The 20,319-nt window shown below is 40.9% G+C and carries 16 protein-coding genes; 3 read left to right on the top strand and 13 right to left on the bottom strand.

All coding sequences use genetic code 11. The features are described from left to right. Nucleotides 1-160 precede the first annotated feature (160 nt). Nucleotides 161-1,717: a ribonuclease Y gene (rny, locus tag IW510_RS11860; RefSeq protein ID WP_202059874.1), complete on the bottom strand. Its 1,557-nt coding sequence runs from the start codon at nucleotides 1,715-1,717 to the stop codon at nucleotides 161-163. A 640-nt stretch (nucleotides 1,718-2,357) separates the two neighbouring features. Here rny and IW510_RS11865 point away from each other — a divergent pair. Together IW510_RS11865 and IW510_RS11870 are read left to right on the top strand one after the other, a co-directional pair. Next, nucleotides 2,358-2,945, top strand: coding sequence for a TVP38/TMEM64 family protein (locus tag IW510_RS11865; protein WP_236674718.1), 588 nt, complete (start codon nucleotides 2,358-2,360; stop codon nucleotides 2,943-2,945). 63 nt (nucleotides 2,946-3,008) lie between these two features. Continuing rightward, nucleotides 3,009-3,830 (top strand): LssY C-terminal domain-containing protein, encoded by an 822-nt coding sequence (locus IW510_RS11870; protein WP_202059876.1) that lies wholly within the window; start codon nucleotides 3,009-3,011, stop codon nucleotides 3,828-3,830. A gap of 50 nt (nucleotides 3,831-3,880) precedes the next feature. On the opposite strand, the gene recA is transcribed toward IW510_RS11870, so the two are convergent. Further along, nucleotides 3,881-4,930: a recombinase RecA gene (gene recA, locus IW510_RS11875; RefSeq protein ID WP_202059987.1), complete on the bottom strand. Its 1,050-nt coding sequence runs from the start codon at nucleotides 4,928-4,930 to the stop codon at nucleotides 3,881-3,883. A 102-nt stretch (nucleotides 4,931-5,032) separates the two neighbouring features. Continuing rightward, a complete protein-coding gene (locus IW510_RS11880; RefSeq protein WP_202059878.1) occupies nucleotides 5,033-6,280 on the bottom strand; it encodes a competence/damage-inducible protein A in 1,248 nt (415 codons plus the stop codon). A gap of 307 nt (nucleotides 6,281-6,587) precedes the next feature. Here IW510_RS11880 and IW510_RS11885 point away from each other — a divergent pair, with 307 nt between their 5' ends. Further along, the gene (locus IW510_RS11885; RefSeq protein WP_202059880.1) at nucleotides 6,588-7,100 is read left to right on the top strand and encodes a hypothetical protein; all 513 of its coding nucleotides are present in this window, start codon (nucleotides 6,588-6,590) and stop codon (nucleotides 7,098-7,100) included. Nucleotides 7,101-7,276: 176 nt separating this feature from the next. Here IW510_RS11885 and IW510_RS11890 read toward each other — a convergent pair whose 3' ends face one another. From IW510_RS11890 to IW510_RS11935, 10 genes are all read right to left on the bottom strand, one after another. Next, entirely contained in the window at nucleotides 7,277-10,213 is a 2,937-nt protein-coding gene (locus IW510_RS11890; RefSeq protein WP_202059882.1) for a YfhO family protein, read from the bottom strand. A gap of 25 nt (nucleotides 10,214-10,238) precedes the next feature. Beyond that, complete coding sequence (gene lepB / locus IW510_RS11895) at nucleotides 10,239-10,964, bottom strand: signal peptidase I (RefSeq protein ID WP_202059884.1); 726 nt, start codon at nucleotides 10,962-10,964, stop codon at nucleotides 10,239-10,241. 125 nt (nucleotides 10,965-11,089) lie between these two features. Beyond that, entirely contained in the window at nucleotides 11,090-11,803 is a 714-nt protein-coding gene (lepB, locus tag IW510_RS11900) for a signal peptidase I (RefSeq protein WP_202059886.1), read from the bottom strand. A gap of 17 nt (nucleotides 11,804-11,820) precedes the next feature. Next, on the bottom strand, nucleotides 11,821-12,492 hold the full coding sequence (locus IW510_RS11905; protein ID WP_202059888.1) for a hypothetical protein: 672 nt from the start codon (nucleotides 12,490-12,492) through the stop codon (nucleotides 11,821-11,823). 33 nt (nucleotides 12,493-12,525) lie between these two features. Further along, nucleotides 12,526-13,641: a DUF916 and DUF3324 domain-containing protein gene (locus IW510_RS21565; protein ID WP_202059890.1), complete on the bottom strand. Its 1,116-nt coding sequence runs from the start codon at nucleotides 13,639-13,641 to the stop codon at nucleotides 12,526-12,528. A gap of 78 nt (nucleotides 13,642-13,719) precedes the next feature. After that, the gene (locus IW510_RS11915; RefSeq protein WP_202059892.1) at nucleotides 13,720-14,499 is read right to left on the bottom strand and encodes a WxL domain-containing protein; all 780 of its coding nucleotides are present in this window, start codon (nucleotides 14,497-14,499) and stop codon (nucleotides 13,720-13,722) included. Between the two features lie 33 nt (nucleotides 14,500-14,532). Beyond that, nucleotides 14,533-15,324 carry a WxL domain-containing protein gene (locus IW510_RS11920; RefSeq protein ID WP_202059894.1) on the bottom strand — a complete coding sequence of 264 codons (792 nt, stop codon included), beginning with the start codon at nucleotides 15,322-15,324 and terminating at the stop codon, nucleotides 14,533-14,535. Beyond that, nucleotides 15,324-15,695 (bottom strand): LPXTG cell wall anchor domain-containing protein, encoded by a 372-nt coding sequence (locus IW510_RS11925; protein ID WP_202059896.1) that lies wholly within the window; start codon nucleotides 15,693-15,695, stop codon nucleotides 15,324-15,326. Before IW510_RS11925 ends, IW510_RS11920 begins: the two co-directional genes overlap by 1 nt. Nucleotides 15,696-15,709: 14 nt before the next feature. After that, nucleotides 15,710-18,154, bottom strand: a complete 2,445-nt coding sequence (locus IW510_RS21570; RefSeq protein WP_202059898.1) for a WxL domain-containing protein — start codon at nucleotides 18,152-18,154, stop codon at nucleotides 15,710-15,712. Continuing rightward, entirely contained in the window at nucleotides 18,144-20,162 is a 2,019-nt protein-coding gene (locus IW510_RS11935; protein ID WP_202059900.1) for a pectate lyase-like adhesive domain-containing protein, read from the bottom strand. The genes IW510_RS21570 and IW510_RS11935 overlap by 11 nt, the downstream gene beginning before the upstream one ends. Nucleotides 20,163-20,319: the final 157 nt, after the last annotated feature.

A 20,319-nucleotide genomic window follows, 5' to 3' on the forward strand; every position in this document is an offset into this window, starting at 1 on the left:
TCTCCTTAAAAATTCTTTTTGTAAGATATTAATTATCTCTTACTATTTAATCTTAACAAATAATACATTTTATATCAATAGATATATATTGTTTACTTTTAGAATTTTATACACAACAAAAAAACTGTCTTTCATCTATTTCGATGAAAGACAGTTTTTTCTATTTCGCGTAATCTACTGCTCTGGTTTCCCGAACAACAGTTACTTTGATGTGACCTGGATAATCCAAATCATCTTCAATTTTCTTACGAATATCACGCACTAAGCGAACCGCTTCTAAATCAGAAACTTCTTCCGGTTTCACCATTACACGAATCTCGCGCCCAGCCTGTACAGCAAAGCTTGATTCTACTCCGGCAAAACCATTAGAGATATTTTCAAGGTTCTCTAAACGACGGATGTAATTTTCCAGAGATTCACTACGAGCACCCGGTCTTGCTGCAGATAGAGCATCTGCGGCTGCAACCAGCACAGAAATAACGGATGTCGCTTCAATATCACCATGGTGAGAAGCAATTGCGTTAATCACTGTAGCATTTTCCTTATACTTCGCAGCTAGTTCTGCACCAATCTCCACGTGGGAGCCTTCAATCTCATGATCCAAAGCTTTCCCTATGTCATGAAGCAGTCCTGCACGTTTTGCCAGTTGAACATCTTCTCCCAGCTCGGCAGCTAGCACACCTGTCAGTTTAGCAACTTCAATTGAGTGATTCAATACATTCTGACCATAGCTGGTACGGAAACGCAACCGACCTAGAATTTTGATTAAATCCGGATGTAACGTATGGGCACCGACTTCAAAGGCTGCCTGCTCCCCATATTCGCGAATCCGTTCATCCATTTCCTTACGAGATTTCTCTACAGTCTCTTCAATGCGAGCCGGATGGATACGTCCGTCCTGAATCAAGCGCTCAAGAGTCATGCGTGCGATTTCTCTTCGAATTGGATCAAAGCCGGAAAGTACGACCGCTTCCGGTGTATCATCAATAATCAAATCAATCCCTGTCAAAGTTTCCAGTGTTCGAATATTACGACCTTCACGACCGATGATTCGACCCTTCATTTCATCATTTGGTAAGCTGACAACAGAAACGGTTGTTTCTGATATTGAGTCTGCTGCACAACGTTGAATTGCCAGAGAAAGCAGGTTTTTCGCCTTACGATCTGCCTCTTCTTTTGCTCGCTGCTCTGATTCCTTAACCAGCACAGCCAGTTCATGGTTCAATTCTTGTTCTGTTGATTTCATAATGATGTCTTTGGCTTCGTCTTTAGATAGGGATGCAACGCGTTCAATTTCCTGCTGCTGCTTCTCTACCAGTTGTTCTACTTCTTTTTCCCGCTCATCAATTAATTGCCGCTTTGCGACCAGTTTTTCTTCTTTGTCTTCCAGTGAGCTTTCACGTTTTTCGAGAACATCATCTTTACGATCCAATGTCTGTTCTCTTTGCAAAAGACGATTTTCTTGTGTTTTTAACTCTAGTTTACTCTCTTTCAACTCACTTTCAACCTCTGAACGATACTTCTGGTTTTCTTCCTTGGCTTCAAGCAAAAATTCTTTTTTCAGAGTCTCTGCTTCTTTGCGGGCATCTTCAATAATACCGACAGCGGAGTTTTTTGCTCCATCCACTGCCTTTTCATGACGGGATTTTGCAATTAAAAACCCTCCTCCAAGACCGACAATTAATGCGACGATAGCAAGGGGAATTAATAAACCCATTGTTTCCACCTCCATACTATCTATTCACTTCAATATTCATGTAGTTTTATTGACAAAAAGTGATTGTCATTATCAATACATCAATGGTGCATGCACAGAAAATGCACACAACTTTATTCTAATTGTTGTCTATCAGTGTGTCAACTTAAAATAGCTAATATAATCAACACCACAGCCTATTTGAAACACCTGTTCTTATCCTAAAAATGACAAATGTTGATACTAAATGGTTTTATGCTCCAATCAACTAAAAAAAAGGAAAAAAATCCTATTTGAAATCAAATTTTTTTACAGCTTTTTAAAACACTTCTTCTTAATCAACAGTCAAACGAAGTATCCAACTTTTTAGATAGAAGAGATGGCGCTGTTTATTCGATACTATTTGAGCCAATACATTACAGGTTGACCACTTCTTTATTTGTATCAATCATTTGGGGCAACGATAATTCTCAGGCATAGCAATTGAATGTCTTTCAGCTATCCCAGCTTTTACCACCTCTGCTGAAATGCTGATAATTGTTTCATTTTGGAGAAAGGCTATATAATTAAGGCAACAAAGTTATTACGATTTTATCAGCACTTGTACTATTCGACGGCTTCTAACCTGTTACATGAGCCGCGTGTGATTGGAGGAATTATATTGACACGTCTTCAAAAATCGCTTCGTTTACTTCCTTTTCTAGGACTATTTATTCTTTTTGGTTTGGTTCTTTATGGATTGCACCTGGGAATTTTCAAGTCTCCGGTATTATTAAAGAACTTCATTCATCAATTCGGTCAATGGGCAATCATTGTTTTTATCCTTCTTCAGATTGTTCAAGTAATCATTCCTATATTGCCCGGAGGTATCTCTTCAGTAGCGGGAATGCTGATGTTTGGTAATATCTATGGACTTCTTTATAGCTACATCGGGCTGGTAATTGGTGAGATTCTAGCCTTTCTACTTGTTAGACATTATGGAAAAGGGTTTGTTAAAGCGATTCTAACACCAAAAAAATATGAGGAATTCACAGATTTAGTCAATGCCAATGATGATAGAAAAATTCAACGACTACTGATTTGGACGCTGCTCATTCCTTTTGCCCCAGATGATATCGTCTGTCTCGTTGCGGGAATGACAGACATCTCCTTAAAAAAATTCTTAAGAATCATCTTGCTGTTGAAGCCTTGGTCTATCGGCGTGTACAGCTATATCATGGTGTATCTATTTGAACATCATCCATTTTAACCATGCATCCAACATCGTTTGGTGCCATGAAAAACATTGTTAATTAAAGAAAGGAAACGAGCGATGAAAAGGCAGCTTATTCTTAATAGTTTATTCAGAGTCTTGCGTTTTATTTTTATTATTATTATCGGCTATCTAATTTACAAAGCTCTGCTTGAAGAGGTTCTGACAAAGAAAATCCACATACTTGCTTATATTATTTTGTGGTTGTTCAGCTCTTATCTTGTCTTGCCTTTAATCAATAAAGTAATGACCAACCATTATTTACCTGATTATTTCATTGGACGTTCCAGAACAAACGACGGATTGCTTGGCGATCCCATTAATCTGGCTTTTATCGGTGAAAAAGAGCAGCTCATAAAACTATTTTCAGAAAGTGGTTGGACATTGGCTCAGCCCCTCTCTCTGACCTCCTCGATTCGTATGGTTATATCCAGCGTGTTTGGACATAGCTATCCCGCAGCTCCGGTCAGTTCGTTATTTCTATTTGGTCGCAAACAGGATTTAGCTTTTGAAAAAGAAATAAACCATAATCCAAGAAGGCGGCATCATGTTCGGATTTGGCAAACACCTGATAATTGGTACCTTCCCGGCGGAAAAGAAGCAGATTGGCTGGCAGCTGCTACCTACGATCGAAAAGTTGGATTTTCTGCATTTACAGGACAAATTACCCACAAGATTAATTCAGATATCGATGACGAAAGAGACTTTGTTCTGGATACTTTTAGAATTTCGAAGCTGCCCCTGTCTATCGAAATTGTTGAACATTTTACAACCAGCTATCATGGCTTCAATGGTGGCGGTGATGCTATCTATACTGATGGTGCACTCCCTTTCATCACCATTGAGGTACAGCAAAAGAAGACAAAAAAAGACGCTCAATAAGACATTGTTTCCTTGTCTTATTGAGCGTCTTCTATTGAGTCGATTATACCTTATTCTTCATCTAACGGCAGTTCTTCCTGCCCTTCTGTTTCTTCAACAACGATTGATCCGTCACCGATTCCATAGGCTGCTCTGACTTTCGGAGAAAGCTCAGCAATCATCTCAGGATGCTCAATCATATAGGTCTTAACATTTTCACGCCCTTGACCAATTCGTTCACCATTATAGCTGTACCATGCACCACTTTTTTCCACAAGGTCTTTCTCTACAGCCATATCCAACAGTTCACCCTCTTGGGAAATACCCAGTCCATACATAACATCAACTTCAGCAACCTTGAAAGGCGGCGCTACTTTATTTTTTACAACCTTGATTTTTGTACGGTTTCCGACGATATCCGTTCCTTGTTTCAATTGTTCTGCACGACGTACTTCCAAACGAACAGTTGCGTAGAATTTCAACGCACGTCCTCCTGGTGTTGTTTCCGGATTACCGAACATTACGCCGACTTTTTCACGAATTTGGTTAATAAAGATAGCAATCGTCTTAGTTTTATTGATAGAACCAGATAGTTTACGCAATGCTTGAGACATCAAACGCGCTTGCAAACCAACGTGGCTGGCACCCATTTCTCCATCGATTTCCGCACGCGGAACCAAAGCAGCTACCGAGTCAATAACAACAATGTCAATCGCACCACTTGAAACCAGCGCATCTGCAATTTCCAATCCTTGTTCCCCTGTGTCTGGTTGTGACAACAGCAGTTCATCAATATTTACACCAAGTTTTTGCGCATACTGCGGATCTAAAGCATGCTCTGCATCAATAAAGGCAGCCGTTCCGCCTTGCTTTTGGACTTCCGCAATCGCATGAAGAGCAACAGTCGTCTTACCGGAACTTTCCGGTCCGTATACTTCAATAATTCTTCCACGAGGATATCCGCCAACACCTAAAGCAACATCCAACGCCAAAGAACCACTTGGAATTGTAGACACCTGCTGATCAATTTTTTCACCCAGCTTCATAATTGAGCCTTTACCAAAGTTCTTTTCTATTTTTTTCAACGCAGCATCCAGTGCTACTTTACGATCATCAGCCAATTGATAATCCTCCTTATATATAAACATAGTTTTATTTCCAGTAATCATATCTTACCTGTTTTACAAATAAAAATCAAGAAAAAACGAACAAACATTCGCATTTTATTTTCCCTCTAAAACGGCACGTCGAACAAAATCCAGTCCTTTCATCGCTGCACTGTATCGAACATATTGCCGATCCCTATTAAAATGGCAAAGCTCAGCTCTTGTCGGCTGTCCTTTCTCCGCAAGACCAATCCACACGGTGCCTGGCGGATGCCCCTCCAACGAGTCAGGACCTGCAGCTCCCGTAAAGGAAACTGCCAAATCTGCACCAGTGAGTCTGAGTGTACTCTCAGCCATCGCCAGTGCACATGCTTCACTAACTGTTCCGTGTTCTTCAATCAGGCTTTCCGGAATAGACAGAAGCGCAGTCTTCATTTCCGCAGAATAGGTAACAAAGCCGCCTTTAAGCACCTTAGACGCACCAGAGACATTACCAACCATGCTTTGGAAAAGTCCCGCAGTCAAGCTCTCAGCTGCCGCTAAGGTCTTACCATGGGCCGCCAATAGCTTAACGGTTGTCTCTTCTAAGCTGTTCTCATCTCCATAGCCGTAAAAGAACTCTCCTACAATTGCCAGAATCTGTTCTTCCAATTCCTGCAGCATCGCTTCTCCTTCGACCTGAGAGGTAACCTTGGCTGTAAGACGCAGTGTTACCTCATTGGGCTTGGCGTATGGTGCCAAGGTTGGATTGCTTTGCTGATCAATTAGCTCTTTCAAATCAGTGACTAGCTGAGACTCGCCAATACCATAAAAACGCAGAACCCGTGATATTAACTGCTCTTTTGTCGGAAACAGCTCTTTTAGCAACGGACATACGTGCTGAAAGACCATCGGCTTCAGCTCGCTTGGCGGTCCCGGCAGCAACAAATAACTAGTCTCCCGTTCAGTCACCAAGGTACCCACAGCCAGACCTGTTGGATTCGGAATACTTATTCCTCCATCAATGATTAGTGCTTGTTGCAAGTTATTCGGTGTCATTTTTCGTTGGGAAAAACGGAAAAACTCTTCCAGCTTAGCCAGTCCATCCGAATCTGGAACCAGCTCTTTTTGAAGATGAAGAGCTACGCCATCCTTTGTCAGGTCGTCCTCAGTTGGCCCTAATCCGCCACATAGAACAACTAGATCACTTCTTTGTTCTGCTTCATTCAATATATCCAGTAGGCGTTGAAGATTGTCGCCAACTACTGTATGATAATAAACTTCTATGCCCAAATCTGCCAACTCTTCAGATAAAAATGTTGCATTGGTATTCACTACCTGCCCCAGCAGCAATTCTGTACCAACCGCTATAATCTCTGCCTTCATGTTTTTCCTCTTCTCAATTAATCTACGTAAAAAATTCTACTTTCATTTTAACACACAGAAATTTTGTTACAAATGACCTGCAACTCCAAAATATGTAAAATATCCATCCATTGATTACATCCTGCTTTTCCTCATCAAATTCTACTAACAGTACATGTTTAAATCAAATGAGACGTTTTTTTCATTTAATAAAAAAACATATATACATTTTTGATTAATCTTGTAGCTTTGCCTTTAAAAAACATGTTAGAATAGCGATAACAAGAAATTACATATTTATCAGTTTTGGCGCATAAGGAGGAGAAGTATGAAAAAAGGGATTGCTTTTGTTTTATTGGGCTTGTGCTCTTTCATGATGGCTGCTTGCAGTAACAATGAAAAACCAACAACATCCAACAGTTCGACAACAACAGCCAGCAGTACAACAGTTTCCAGTGAAGCTCCTGCACAACCCCTCATCACTGCACAGGAAGTCGTTCAAAAGTTCAAAGAAGCCGGCTTGGCAGTATATGAAGAGCGAGATATGACGGAAGCAGATTACGGATTGGCACCTATGAAAGCAGCATCGGGTGTTATTTTCGGAGTATTTTACTCAGAATATTCCGCTTCGTATTTAAACGGTCGTGTAACCGCCTATACAAATTTAGCAGATTTACAGGAAGCAAAAGCCTTCTATGACAATTTAACTGCTGAAAATGAACAATACAAATCATGGACCGCAGTTAACGAAACAAAATTGGTCCTACTGCAAATGAACGGCGGCATTGATGAAGTCGCGTTCAGTGAGTTTCAATATGTTTTAGAAAATAACTTGCAATAATACGCAGAACAGAAACTACTATTTTTAAATAATCTGGGCATAGATATAGTACGACAGTTGTGGTTAACAGCGGCCCATCAACGAAGTAAATAAAAAAATCAGACACCTCATACTTGAGTCTAGGTATGAGGTGTCTGATTTTTTCTTATATGTTGTACTTAAAACCGAGCTGACGACTAGTCCTTAGGAGGGTCTTCTGATTTTTTTATCCTCGTTGTGTCAAAATCAAAAGAAAACGGGTCTTCTTCCTTTTGAGAAAATGAAAAAGTAGTGACTAAGGATTCTTGCTTTTGCTTAGTTTTCCCTTCTGCTCCATCCAGTCTTTCGTTTGGCTCGCTTGTTTCTGCGACAGTCGATTCTTTTGGAGCCTCTTGTATTTCTCCAGAAGTTGACTGTTCATCTAAGCGGTTTAATTTCTGAGTACACTCTCCCGCTGGCTCAGCGGATACATTACTCATCCATTGCGGCTCTTCACGATGCTTTTTTCTTAGCCAGAAAATGATTGCTAAGAATAGTAGGACACTGCCGCCGGCAATCCAAAGTCCGAGTCTCATGCCATAAGGGAAATAAACCAGCTCAACAGTATATTTTCCCGCTGCTAATGGAATCGTCAGGAAAGCGTCCTTGAAGGTCGGAATTTCGACCTCTTCTCCATCGACATAGGCCCTCCACCCTTTATCATACGGAATCGTCGTCATTAACACTTGATCTTCTTTTAAATCAACAGAAGCCGAAGCATGGCGTCCATTCACTTCGATGTCTACTCCTTTTTCCTGTATCTTTTCCAATGTAGAAACAAATTTTTCCGTGTCCATCAATGCTGCATCAGGTTTTAAAATGATGACTGATTTCTCCTCATCTCCGGCCTTGGTATAAGTAAAAGTAAGCTTCACCTGAACAGTCTGTGCTTCTTCATGGTATCCTAATGAAATGTATTGTCCAACTCTGCCGAACATCCAAGAGTGAGTGGTACCATTGACCTCCGCTTTCATTATCGGTGCACCTGTTACGCCATCTGTTTGCGCCTGATATATCGTCAAATAGGCTTGCTGCTTTGCAGGAACTTCAACCTCATAAGTGATTTCCATTGGCTCTTCCGGATTAGTTCTGGCATATGTAACAATCTCTACATTATTTCCTTCAACTATCTGAGAATCAAAATCTATATTTTTACTATCAATAACCTCAGCCTCCGTAAAGGCAAACATCGATTCGTTCTCATCCTGACCAGCCAAATGATTAATCAGTTTTGTCTGGTTATCGACCGCTCCCTCCTGATAAATCCAGTCATCTGTCAAAATACCTAATGGTAAAACATACTCGTTCTCATACAACGTATAGTCACCACTTGTTTGAATCGCACGATAACCAAACTTCAATGAGTCCTCTTCTTTAGAAAGGTTATACTTTATTCCCAACAAGCTATCCATTAGCAAGGTATTATTGGCATACAAAACATTCAAGTTTGTTCCTTTCGAGCGGAAGCCCAGCTGATCAAGGTATTGAGAGGAATGACGGTTTCGAATCGAAGAAAACATCGATACGCCACTATAACCAAATAGGAAGGAATCATTCATCGTGATAGGAGTCAAGTTTTCCATTCGATAAAAACTGTCTGGTGTTTCCTCCTTTGTATAATCAACCAGTGTCTCAATATCATTGTACACATTGGTCACACCAATATAGTTCGGATAGGTCCAATCATGAAGGATACCGACTACCAAGCCTGTCGTGTTCGCCCATAGTTCAACAACAACAACTCCCACCATTAATAGACTGCTGATTTTCGGCAGCTTCTCTTTCTGCTTCAGCCAGAAGAGACCCAGCAGACTGAATAGGGAACCCGTACTCCATAAAAGGCTGCTAATATAAAAATATTTGTAATTATCCTCATTAAAGTTTGTGTAAATTTTTACACCTAGAAAAATGGCAAATAGAGTCACTATGACACGCATGATTTTAGAAAAGTCTTCTTTTGAATATTTTTCCCAACCATAACCTGCCAGCATCAGCACCATAAAAGAGAAGGTAAAGCTGTAGCGAAACAGAAACATATTCGGCGCATGCAACCCTTGCCACAGCAAATCTAACGCTTCAATATTGAAGCTGATAAAAATGAACCCTAAAACACTCCCATAGGCCAGCTTCATTCGCTTCGTAATTTTTTTTGTCAGGAAAAAGAAAATACAGAATACCAACGCGAGTGTTCCTGCATAGATAAACGGCACCGTATCGTATTTCGTAGAGTCATACACCCCAACCATATTTTTAATAAAAATACTGAGCGGTGCCGCTGTTTTAGTAAATAAGCGGGTAATTTCGGTCAAGCTTTCCCCATTACTGGTAATATCCAAAACTGTTGGGATAATAATCGGCATAGAAGCGCCACCCGCCGCGAAAGATGTTCCTAAATACAGCAAAACACTTCGTTTATATATGCTTGGTCCAGTAGCAAAACGAGCCAAAAAATAGAGAAACGAGAATACACCAATCATAAAAGCAATGTAAAAATTAGATATAAACAATAGGAAGTAAAACACAAACAGCACGACTGGTTTCTTCTGATCCATCAAACGATTAACGCCCAATATAACCAAAGGCAAATACATTAACCCATCAAACCACATCGTGATTTCCGAATAAGCGACTGCAAAGCTCATCAAGGCATAACTAATCGCCAAGATTAAATGCTGCCATCGGTTGATTTTAAAGGTCTGTGAAGCATACACCCAAAAACCCAGCCCTAAACAGCCAAATTTTAATAGCGTGAGATAATACATAAAGTAATCCATATGAATATTTTCAAATAACAAAGCCAGTGGTGTAAATAGGCTATTTAAGTAATACGACATAAAAGCTACATTATTCAGTCCAAGTGACGCATACCAGTTGAACAACAAGCTTTCACCATTCCGAATTAAATTGTTAAAGCCTCCGAAAAACATCGAATATTGTGAATACGCATCTGATGCCAGAATTGACCGGTGCCCCTCAATAGGAAGTACGTCGACCTTATAATAGGCAAGCGCCATGATTACAACCGGAATCAAAAAGCTGAGCAAGCCAAATAGTATACCCTTTTGTTTGATAAACTTGATAATTTTTGATTTCATTCTTCTTTCTCCATTTACTTAATGATTAATGTACGACACCAAATTTATTGAAAGGGTACATTCGAAACGATACAACCCCTTCTATTTGGTTTTTTTCAACAAATGAAAAGGCTCGACTATCTGTTGAATGACGACGATTATCGCCAACAACAAAATAAGAATCTTTCGGAATCTTATTCTTACCAAGCAGTTGATTGACTGCTTCATCGGTTAAATAAAACGATATTGTACTATCCGGCAAATTACTGGAATACAATAAATCTGCTGTATCTGCAAATTCTGCACCGGCAGAAAACAGATATAGCCTTTTTCCTTGAATATAGAACGCATCGCCCGGCATACCCACTACTCGTTTTACATAGTTTCCTTTTGGATCATCCTCCGGAATAAAAGTGATAATGTCATAACGACTCGGACTATCTGTTTTCCGAATGACGATACGTTCCTTATCCGCCAATGCCGGTACCATCGACTCTCCGGAAACTTGATGAACAGTAAAGGTTGTAAAACACCAAATACTTGCACACACTATCACAAATAGGAGGAACCCTTCACGATATGCCCGCAGTTTTTGCCAAAACGACGGAAATGGACACTTAATTGGCAGTTGATTCAGTACCCGTGACAGCTTGCCAGTTTTCTTTTTCACAGTCCTTTTTGTAGAAGGTCGCCGCTTCCTTTTTTTCTGCCCTTTACTCCCAGTAGGCCTTTTTCTTTTATTCTTTATCGTTTGTTTTTTTTTCGCTTCCACTTTGTCCTCATCCTAAAATTTGTCATATGTATCTCAGAGAAATTGCTCACCGCATTGTAAATTGGGAAAAGTACTGACCATCTGACACATTTCACTATATTATCAAGAATATCCGCTCTCTAATGTCAAAAAATCAACTCCACTGTCCCTATAATCTCCTCTTCCGAGACGAGCCCGTATTCCCGACTATCTACAGAAAACACTCGATTATCTCCTAAAACCAGATAATATCCTTGAGGGATTACACCATTTTCCGTTCCCTGTATCTCTTCAAGTGACAAGTTCTCTGTTAATGTATAGCCTCCCTCTTGAGCAGCCAAAAGCTGGTTACCTAAAAAACGTTCTACCTTCTCTTCGCCATTAATGTACAAGCATTCATCCTTATACTCCACACGCTCACCGGGAAGACCAATCACTCGACGAATCGTCTTTATACCATCGTTGCGTTGCGGAACCTTGAAATAGACTAAAGAGAACCGTTTGACTTTCCCCTGTTGATAAACCATTGTACGTACCCCATCCTGCAAGGTAGGGCTCATTGCATATCCTCCTGCTTCAGGAAAGACAACAAAAAAACGAAAAATCGGAATCAAGAGAAGGCCAAATAGAAACAAGACAAGCGTTAGCTCTACAAGAACATTCTTGAAAGATTGCCAACGCTTTTTATCATTCCTTTTCCTTGTTTGCTTATTACCTCTACTGTATCCGAAAGCAGTTTTACGCTGTTTTTTTCGCTGAGCAGACTGCTTCACCATTTTAGAAACAGTTTTTTCTTTCCTATTTTTAGAGGTATTTTGAAGGGATCTCTTTCTTGCTGTTGTCTGCTTTTTTTGTACCATTTGCCCAACAACCCCTCTTAATTATCTTGTTTTAAGGAAGATTCATCGATGCGAAAATGCTCCAAAACATTTTTTTGATGTGCTTTCGTCTTCTCAATATCTCCCATGTACTCTTCAATGGATTCCGGATTCTGAATACTTTCCTCCGTTACTGAAGTCAAGACTAATCCAAGTTCCTTCATCGATTGATACAATCGTTTTAGTAACAGGTACCCGTCCTTCGACAGGCGTCCATCAGGTGTCGTCGCACCATAGCTTGCCAGACGTGCGGAAAGATCGTAAACCGTCCCCTGAACCCGTTTAGGACTATCTGTTGTTGCGGCTTCATTTAATTGCTCTTCAATTGTTGTCATCAGAAAATATCCTTGTACCAATGCTTCCTTATCTTTATCAGCCAGGTTGGTCATTTGATAATACTTCAGATAATAGCCACCGCCGCCGCAAAGTCCACCTAGAAGTAAAAAGAATAGGAACAGCTTGACGGCTCCTTTCTTCTTTTTTTCCATTTTCTTGACCTGGCCTGCCCATTTTCTTCGATTTTTCTTTTTTTTCGGACGCTTCCTTTTTAGCACGGACAGCTTACGAGAGGTAAAGAAAAAACGAATCAGATACGCAAGGAAGAGCACGAGGAAAATCACTGTTGCCGCAATCAGACCGATTAGCAGCCAATCCAGCATTTCCAACCCCATAATCATTTCTCCTTTCCTCTGTATCGGCCTAATTTATTTTTTCTTCTCAGGTTTCTTTTTATTTTTTTTCCGTTTGGCCTTCTTGTTTCCGCCTTTTTTCTTTCTGATGAAATGAATAATTAAGAAAATCACCAGAAGAACGCCTAATACACCACCGGCAATCATCGCTATCAGCTGCCAGTTCAGACCTGGGTCCTGTACTAATGACAAATCCTGTGCGTTAAATTTTTCTGCTTCTTCATCTGTTACTGTGAATGCTTCATCCCATTGCCAGCTGCCGCCTTTACCACTCTTCACAGAAATTTTTGCACGATAATCTCCGGGCACCATTGCTTCACCATTCAGCTCCACCGGAAAATTAATCATTGAATTTGGTGCCATTCGCATCTGCGATTTCTTCGTATCATAAAGAACCGCCTCGCTGCCTTCTTTGGTAATTTGCACCTCTACTGTCATATCATCTACGTAGATTGGTTGAATATTAGAAAAGTTAACCATAAAAGCATTTCGATAATTTGATGTTGCCGGATATACTTGGTTAAACCCTAACTCTTCAGAAATATTCTCAATATCCGTTGGATCTTGTTGACTCAGGAGCATCCCAACCATATAAGCAATCTTATTCACAACCATTGTTTCAGATTCTGCTTCCTGCCCTTTACGTAAAAGACGAATTCCTCCGGAAATATAGCCTTCAAAAGAGGTTTCCGGCATTTTGATTGTGATGTCCAACATCTTTTCCTCACCAGGCGCAAGTACCACTTCTTCCGGCGCTGAAACAACCTCTGTAAACGGAAACTTCAATGACGCATCATTTTCAATCTTATTCGGACCATATTCAATAACGCCGCCGCCATTGGTTACGGCTCCATTCAAGGCAACTTCAATAGCTACCTCTACTGCGCTCGGGTTAGTTAGACGAATCTGAACTGTCTGCTCCTGACCTGGAGCCAGCTTCAGATTATAATAACCAACAGAAGGGTCTACTTGATTTTCAGGCTTAATAACTTCATAGCTGAATGTTGCACCCTCTACTTGAGCTTCTTCTGCCGCTGTTCCTGTCTCCTCTCCATAGCTGATTATTGGAGAAGCTATAAATAAACTAATTATGTATAAAATAACTAAAATGGATTTATATATTTTCTTCACTTTGCTTTTCCTCTCTTCACTTTAAGCAAGAAATCACCGAAACCGGTGATTTCTTGACTCATAAGACCTATTCGACAATTAGATAGTATCTGAAAGTGTCCAAGTGATCTCTGCAGTGTATGTTCCTTTAACAATTTTAGTGTTAGCAGGCACGCTTAAAGTAACCGCATCAGTTGTTCCATCAGCAGTAATTTCGCTATACTCACCAAACATAAGATCGAACAATCCGAAACCTTTTCCGTTTTCATTTTGAATAAGAACGTCTACTGAATCTCCTTCAGGATTCAATGAGAACACTCCACCGCTTTGAACTACAGCTTGGCTTGGTAAAGTCTGCTGGTTCGTAGTTGTAGTTAGTTTAGTATTTTTGTAGTTCAATGTTCCACCTAATACAGTTGAACCGTTCTTGAACTGACTTGTCATTGCTGCAGAAATTTTGTAGTTGTTTTCTTTTCCATCTTCTGCACGGTAGTCACGGAAACGTACGAAATGAGGCATTTCGAAGTTGCCTGAACCATCTAATTTTTCAGCTGAGTATGCTTTTACAGGCCAAGTTTTTGCTGCTGTATCAGTAGCAACCAAGTTATGCTTGTCAAAATCCATTGACGTGATAACACGTAGTTGTAATTCCTCTGTTCCAGGGATTACATCTGGTTCAGTAAGAGTGATGTATGGCTCAGTTGTATCTGGTGGCAAGCTAAGTTCATTTGGATCGTTTGAGTCAATTGACTGTGTAAACTCAATTTTCCCTGTTCCTTTTTCATCTTGTGTGTAAGCTTTTGTTTCTGATGCTACTGCTAGGCCAAGACCTAAAGCAGCCAGCAAAGCTGCTGAAGCGAATTTGTAACTTGATTTCATGTGTGTTTCCTCCTAAATTTCTTTTTGTTTTATTTATGGCAACTCGGACAGTGTCCAAGTTATCACCGTTTTATAAGTGGTTCCGGGTTGTTTCTCTGCTCTCCCCGGAATGTTTAAACCGATAGCAGAGTTCAAGTAAATCGGTTTGTCCCCAAAAGTACTGTCAGGAACCGGATTCCCATTGGCATCAAGTAATGGAGTCAATGTGTCCTGCTGCCCGGCAGAATTAGCTGCCGAAGCACCGAAATTAATCGCCCAGGTGCCCCCACCTGTACCAGTTGCTGCAGTTGCAAGAATCTGTGATTCCCCAACGCTCATAGTAATAACGTCCTTTTTAACCGTAGGTGCCGTCGCAGAGTCACTCATAGAGCTTGTCCAAGAATGGTCCAAAGAAATGATTGCGCCATCCAAGGTACGTCCATTTTCGTTTTCAAACTGCGCTTCCTGTTTGATAGACAGCTCCCAGCCAGATTCCTCCGCTCGGTAGTCCGATACCTGAACAAAGTTTCCTCTTGCACTGGTATCATCCTTAAACAGCTGTGCATAGGCTGAATAAACAGTGTCTTCATTGACAGCTTTATTTGTTCCAAAACGGAACTGCGGAACGAAATCAATCCTCAATGGTCCTTCAGTTTTTGGTGAATCTCCCGGATCAACAACTGTTCCCGGATTTTCTGGATCGTAAACCTGTTGTTTATCCTCTACTTCGAACTCAATCGTACCTGTTGCCGAACCTGATGTAGCTTCTGCTTCGACAGCTGCATAAACAGCTCCGAATAGAATACAGCCGCATGCAATCGATGAGAGTAGTGTCCATGTTTTCATTAATGCACATCCCCCTCTTCATGTTCTTCATCCTTTTTCCGTTTCCAGAAAAAGAGAATCAGAGCAAGCGCCACAATCCCTGCACCACCAAAGGTCAGACCCTTTTTCACAATTTCACCTGTTGACGGATACGTTCCGCCGGGCTTTGTCGTGCCACCTGGCGGCTTTTCAGTCGGCGTAGTGGTGGGTTCTGTAGTAATCGGTGTCGTTGAGTCGATAGTGGCTTCCGATTCAAATGTGATTGCCCCATTCGTCTGTACACTCGTAGACTTTTCTGAATCTTTCTCACTTGTTGCAAAAGCAGTCAGTGGCGTTAATGAAAGAAGGGAGAGTACTACAAGCAAGCTTAAAACTAATTTATTTTTCCGCATGTCTTTTTCCTCTCCTATCGTGTATCACTAAGTACCCATAAAATTGTTGCTTGATATTCTCCAAGTCCTTTTACGGAGCCTGCAGGAACTTCCAACTTAAAACCGGTATTACCTGAACGCCATTCATCTGAGATGTTGTACGTATCTGTACTTTGAGAACGATCAACAATTTCCTGTGCCTGTGAGCCTAAAATGAGTTCACTACTCGGATCATCGTTGACTTTCCGATAGCGAATTGCATTTTGAATAACGGTGCCGGTACCTGATTGTCTGGTTAATGGTGAATCCAGCTCAGCAGTCAAATACCACTCCGTACGCTGGTAACGATTATCCCAAATGATAAAATCCTGATCATAAACTGGTGTATCTACTCGAATATCTTTACCCACAACATTCTCTACACCAAAATTAATTACTTTTGGTGCTTGATAAATAGCAAGAGTCCCATCGAATACATACGTTACAATTGTGCCGGCATCTGTTACCAGGACGGCTTTTTCATCACTTGGACGCTGATAGATTTGATAGCGTTTATCCTCAACATCACTAATTGCTGTAAGGACTGCTGCTCCTTGTACAGGATCCGTTAAATCAATTGTCTGTCCGGAAGAAAATCCATTAATCGTTACAGGCGTCAATAATTCGTCGCCGTTACGATCAATAAATTTAACAATCACAGCATCGTCATAGACAATAATTTCCAATGGGATACTGTCAGTATTTCCAGCTTCATCAGTTAAATCGATATAAATTGTCTTTGTACCTGTTGTCGCAAAGATATCTGCCATATTCTGTCCTGCAGTTAATACAGCCGTTACATCAGCCGCATCGGAAACATTATCTGAAACTGAATCAAACAAGTCTTTCAACCCATCTGAATCAAGCCCGGTAATTAATTCCGGTTTTCCTACAGGGAATCTCGGAGTATCTGTCTTTTCAACAGCTGTCGGTGGTGTTTTATCATTGAAGATTACCTTGATTGTTGTTTCTGCCACACTGCCATCTGCTCCAGTGACTTTCAAAGTGATTGAATATTCAGTCTCTTCGTCTTGTCCAACTGAAGAATAATTGATTGCCAGTTTTGCAGCATCTGAGGTTACATCAACAATGGAACCGGCACTATTCACTTCAATCGCGTTAACTAAGCCGTTATTAATGATAAAGTCGCGGATTGTCCCATTCGTTACCGCGTCATTCCAATCACTGCGGTCAACACGCATGTCAGAGCCTTTTACAGCGACAGAGCCATTGACTTCACCATCATAAACATAAATTGGAACAGCAACTGTTGCCGCATTTCCAGCTTCATCCTTAAGAATCACATCAAAGCTCTTAGTTGATGAATTGCCGGTATCAGCAGTTGCCACTAATGCATCAAAATCTTGACCCGGAGCAAAGCTGATAGTGATATTCGCCTTCTCAGTCACATCGTCACCATAAGCCGATAAGAATTTTGTCAAATCTGTCTCACCGGTAATATAAGCAGCGTCGCCTTTAGGAACCAGAGTAAGCTTCCCTGTCCCTGTTGGAGGAACATCGTCGGTAACAGTCACATTGATTTTCACTGTTAAGCCTTCAGCAGTTACACCTAAAACAACCTCATAGATTCCTGCACCACTATTCGTAGTTAATGTACCCAAGTTTGTTACAGCGACCTGATTCGTCAAGTCTGTATAGGCTTGACCGTCCAGTTTATATGCTGACTTATTGCTGTTATCCAAGATATACTGTCTCAATGCTGCTTCATCAGTTAATCCTCGAAGCGTTGTTGCCGGAACAGTGATATCATCTGCTGTAATATCCTTATCTGCCGCTAAAACATGAAGCGTTGCTTCCCACGGTGTACTAGGATCATTACTATTTGGTGCTGCGTTTCCATCTGCATCTACTGCTTGGTCTGCAACATCCAGACTCACAGTGTAGTCACCTACCGTTGTTACCCAGTTGTCAATCGTAGCCTGAGGGGTTGCACCATTATATGTCGCGTCCCAAATAGCAGGTGTTACCCCTTTATCCGTCACACTTGATACAAAATCAGAAGCAGCCGGTGCCGCTCCATTGACTATTACGTAGATATCTTTCGTTACGACCTCTGGTGCAGTTCTATCCAACACGACAGTTGTCGTATCGTTTTCTTTCCCATAGCGCCATGAGTGTACGCGAATGGTATCGCCAACATACAAGGTCACATCACTTGGAAGAGTAAAGACATAGTCCCCATTTGCATCCGCATTGACATGGTAGTTGTAACTAGAATCACTAGCCCAGTCATCAACCTCGTTTGTCAAATTAGCACCGCTGAGTTTCTCCTCTGTCGACGAACCAACACGAGTAATATAGAATGTCACCATCGCCAACGGATTGGTACGTCCTGAGATTTGCTGACCACTTAGAATTGTTTCGTTATCTGAAACTTCGTTTACCTCAACCTCGACATCCGGTATCCATTCATACCACACGGTTGAAATTCTGTGTTCTGTAATTATCCTGAAAAGAGTTTTTTGTCGTTGTTGAAACACTGTTTGCAGTAACTGCTGTTGTATTAGCACCTGAGTAGGTTACCTTTGCGTTATAAATTGGTGTCCAATCAAAGTCTGAATTCTCTTTAGCTGTCGCTTGATTGCCTTTATTCCACGCATAAACCGCTTGAATATCCGCATTAAAGCTACCGTTCATATTGACAATATTTACGTTGTCATTGCCTTGTGCGTCCAAGTCAACTCGGTAAGCATCGGCAAATGTAAATGAACCGCTGGATACAGAGAACATATTTCTCGCCGCAGTACCATCAGCTACTTTCAGATCAAAAATTCCTTTTTTTCCAATCGTAAAAGTTCCTCCGGCCACATTGATAACGTTTGAACTAGCTCCTCCCTGATTTGATAGGGTAAAAGCTGCCTGTCCTAACGCTTCCACATCAAACTTCGAACTGGTTCCTAATTGCATCGCACTACCTATAGAATTATCCATGTCTACTTTCAATAGACCTTCAGACCCTATATTGACTGTACTGTTGGCATCCATTCGAATAGCTGGTTTGCCATTTTGTTCATTCTTCATGCTCAAACCTAAGTGCCCACTCTCAGCAACGTTGATTGTCGCATAGCCCTCCAAGAAAAAGCCTGAATAATAGGTTCCAGTGTTCATATTGCCATCCATGTTGAATTGAAGATTTCCGCCGCTGGCAATAGTAGCAACCGGACGTCTTCCTGCGTTGACTGCTGCTGTTGATGCTGTCAAACGCATACCAGCACGTGTTGTTCCTGCTGTATTCATTAACAGGTCTGCATTTTCTCCAACGTATAGCTGACCACCATTTTGAATGTTGATTCCCGCATACATAACCCCTGAAGTACCGGCATTATAACTATACGATTCACCAGAATTCCCTTTTGAAGTCATCGTCACATCAGCATTCTCACGAACTGCCGCGTAAGGAATCGCCCGTCCACTACCGTTTGTGCCGTTAGCTACGTTATTACTAAGATAGCCTCCAATCAACAGACCATCTCCATTTTCAATATCGAATGTATTCACGCTATCTTTATCGAAAATAACACGATGCGCTTCTAAACCAGATTGATTTGTATAAGTCGGTCTAGTTACAGTTGCGCTAACACCCGTATTGTTGACATTTTCATAAGACATCGTATAGGAGTTTGTACTCTCCACATGGTTTGTCCCTCTGAAAATCAATGTAGATGTCCACGAAGCCGTCAGCTGTGAACCGATATAGTTGACATCTTCATAGGTAATTGTATAGAAGTTATAGCTGTTTTCCGGCCCCATAAATGCTCCATACGGATTAGTAGAATACATGGTAATATTCTTTACGTATACATTGTTTGGTGTTTGCCAAGCGGTGGCTGCAGCTTTTTCAGGAAAACCAAACGAACGAGCACCCGAATCCAATTTAAAGCCATTTCCATCAATTACGTAATCTGGACGAGTAGCTGGAGAATTTTGTCTAGCTACGCCAATTGCAAATGATGTACCAATGATATCGTTCATCAAGACAATATAATCAGCATTGTTTTTCTCCGAATATGCAACACCATCTACTGGATCGACACCATCAGCTGCTACAAAACGATCTGCTGTTGCAGTCCCACTTACTACTGCTTTATGCAATTGTGTCCAATTGTATACATGGACTATCGTCGTTGCATTTTCAATCTTTCCCCAATTTGGGTCTGAATCTGATTTGTAAGATACTCCATAATCAAAATCTGTTGAATATGTGCTGGAAGATAACGCAGTAACTGAGCGATCATCGCCAACTAATGGTAAAACAAATGATTCTGAATCTGCTTCCTCATTTTCTGATGAAGCGGGAATATCATTACCATAAAGAGAGTCGTTTGCACGAATTGGACTTACATTTCCCAATAAGAATGAGCCCAATATTCCTACAGTAACTACTGTCGCAAATAAGGATGAAGCAATTTTCTTCTTGCCTTTTTTCATTCTATAATTTCATCTCCTTTCCTTTCTTATTTTTTTGCATATCTAAAGGCAGATATACATCTATTTCAATTCCCCTTAAAAATGAATGGTTGTGGATTAGATTTCATATTGTGTACCCTCCAACATAACCCTTCCACTTTTTCAGAAAATGAAATAC

Origin of the sequence: Enterococcus sp. BWR-S5 (assembly GCF_016745255.1) — a bacterium.
Lineage (GTDB): Bacteria > Bacillota > Bacilli > Lactobacillales > Enterococcaceae > Enterococcus_L.

What these genes read in the sequence shown, in the direction of transcription:
- IW510_RS11870 (WP_202059876.1), top strand. Translation starts at nt 3,009, where the DNA reads ATGAAAAGGCAGCTTATTCTTAATAGTTTATTCAGAGTCTTGCGTTTT.
- IW510_RS11885 (WP_202059880.1), top strand. Translation starts at nt 6,588, where the DNA reads ATGAAAAAAGGGATTGCTTTTGTTTTATTGGGCTTGTGCTCTTTCATG.
- IW510_RS11880 (WP_202059878.1), bottom strand. Translation starts at nt 6,280, where the DNA reads ATGAAGGCAGAGATTATAGCGGTTGGTACAGAATTGCTGCTGGGGCAG.
- IW510_RS11920 (WP_202059894.1), bottom strand. Translation starts at nt 15,324, where the DNA reads ATGAAAACATGGACACTACTCTCATCGATTGCATGCGGCTGTATTCTA.
- IW510_RS11925 (WP_202059896.1), bottom strand. Translation starts at nt 15,695, where the DNA reads ATGCGGAAAAATAAATTAGTTTTAAGCTTGCTTGTAGTACTCTCCCTT.
- IW510_RS11915 (WP_202059892.1), bottom strand. Translation starts at nt 14,499, where the DNA reads ATGAAATCAAGTTACAAATTCGCTTCAGCAGCTTTGCTGGCTGCTTTA.
- lepB (WP_202059886.1), bottom strand. Translation starts at nt 11,803, where the DNA reads ATGGTACAAAAAAAGCAGACAACAGCAAGAAAGAGATCCCTTCAAAAT.
- rny (WP_202059874.1), bottom strand. Translation starts at nt 1,717, where the DNA reads ATGGGTTTATTAATTCCCCTTGCTATCGTCGCATTAATTGTCGGTCTT.
- IW510_RS11935 (WP_202059900.1), bottom strand. Translation starts at nt 20,162, where the DNA reads ATGAAAAAAGGCAAGAAGAAAATTGCTTCATCCTTATTTGCGACAGTA.
- IW510_RS11890 (WP_202059882.1), bottom strand. Translation starts at nt 10,213, where the DNA reads ATGAAATCAAAAATTATCAAGTTTATCAAACAAAAGGGTATACTATTT.
- IW510_RS11905 (WP_202059888.1), bottom strand. Translation starts at nt 12,492, where the DNA reads ATGGGGTTGGAAATGCTGGATTGGCTGCTAATCGGTCTGATTGCGGCA.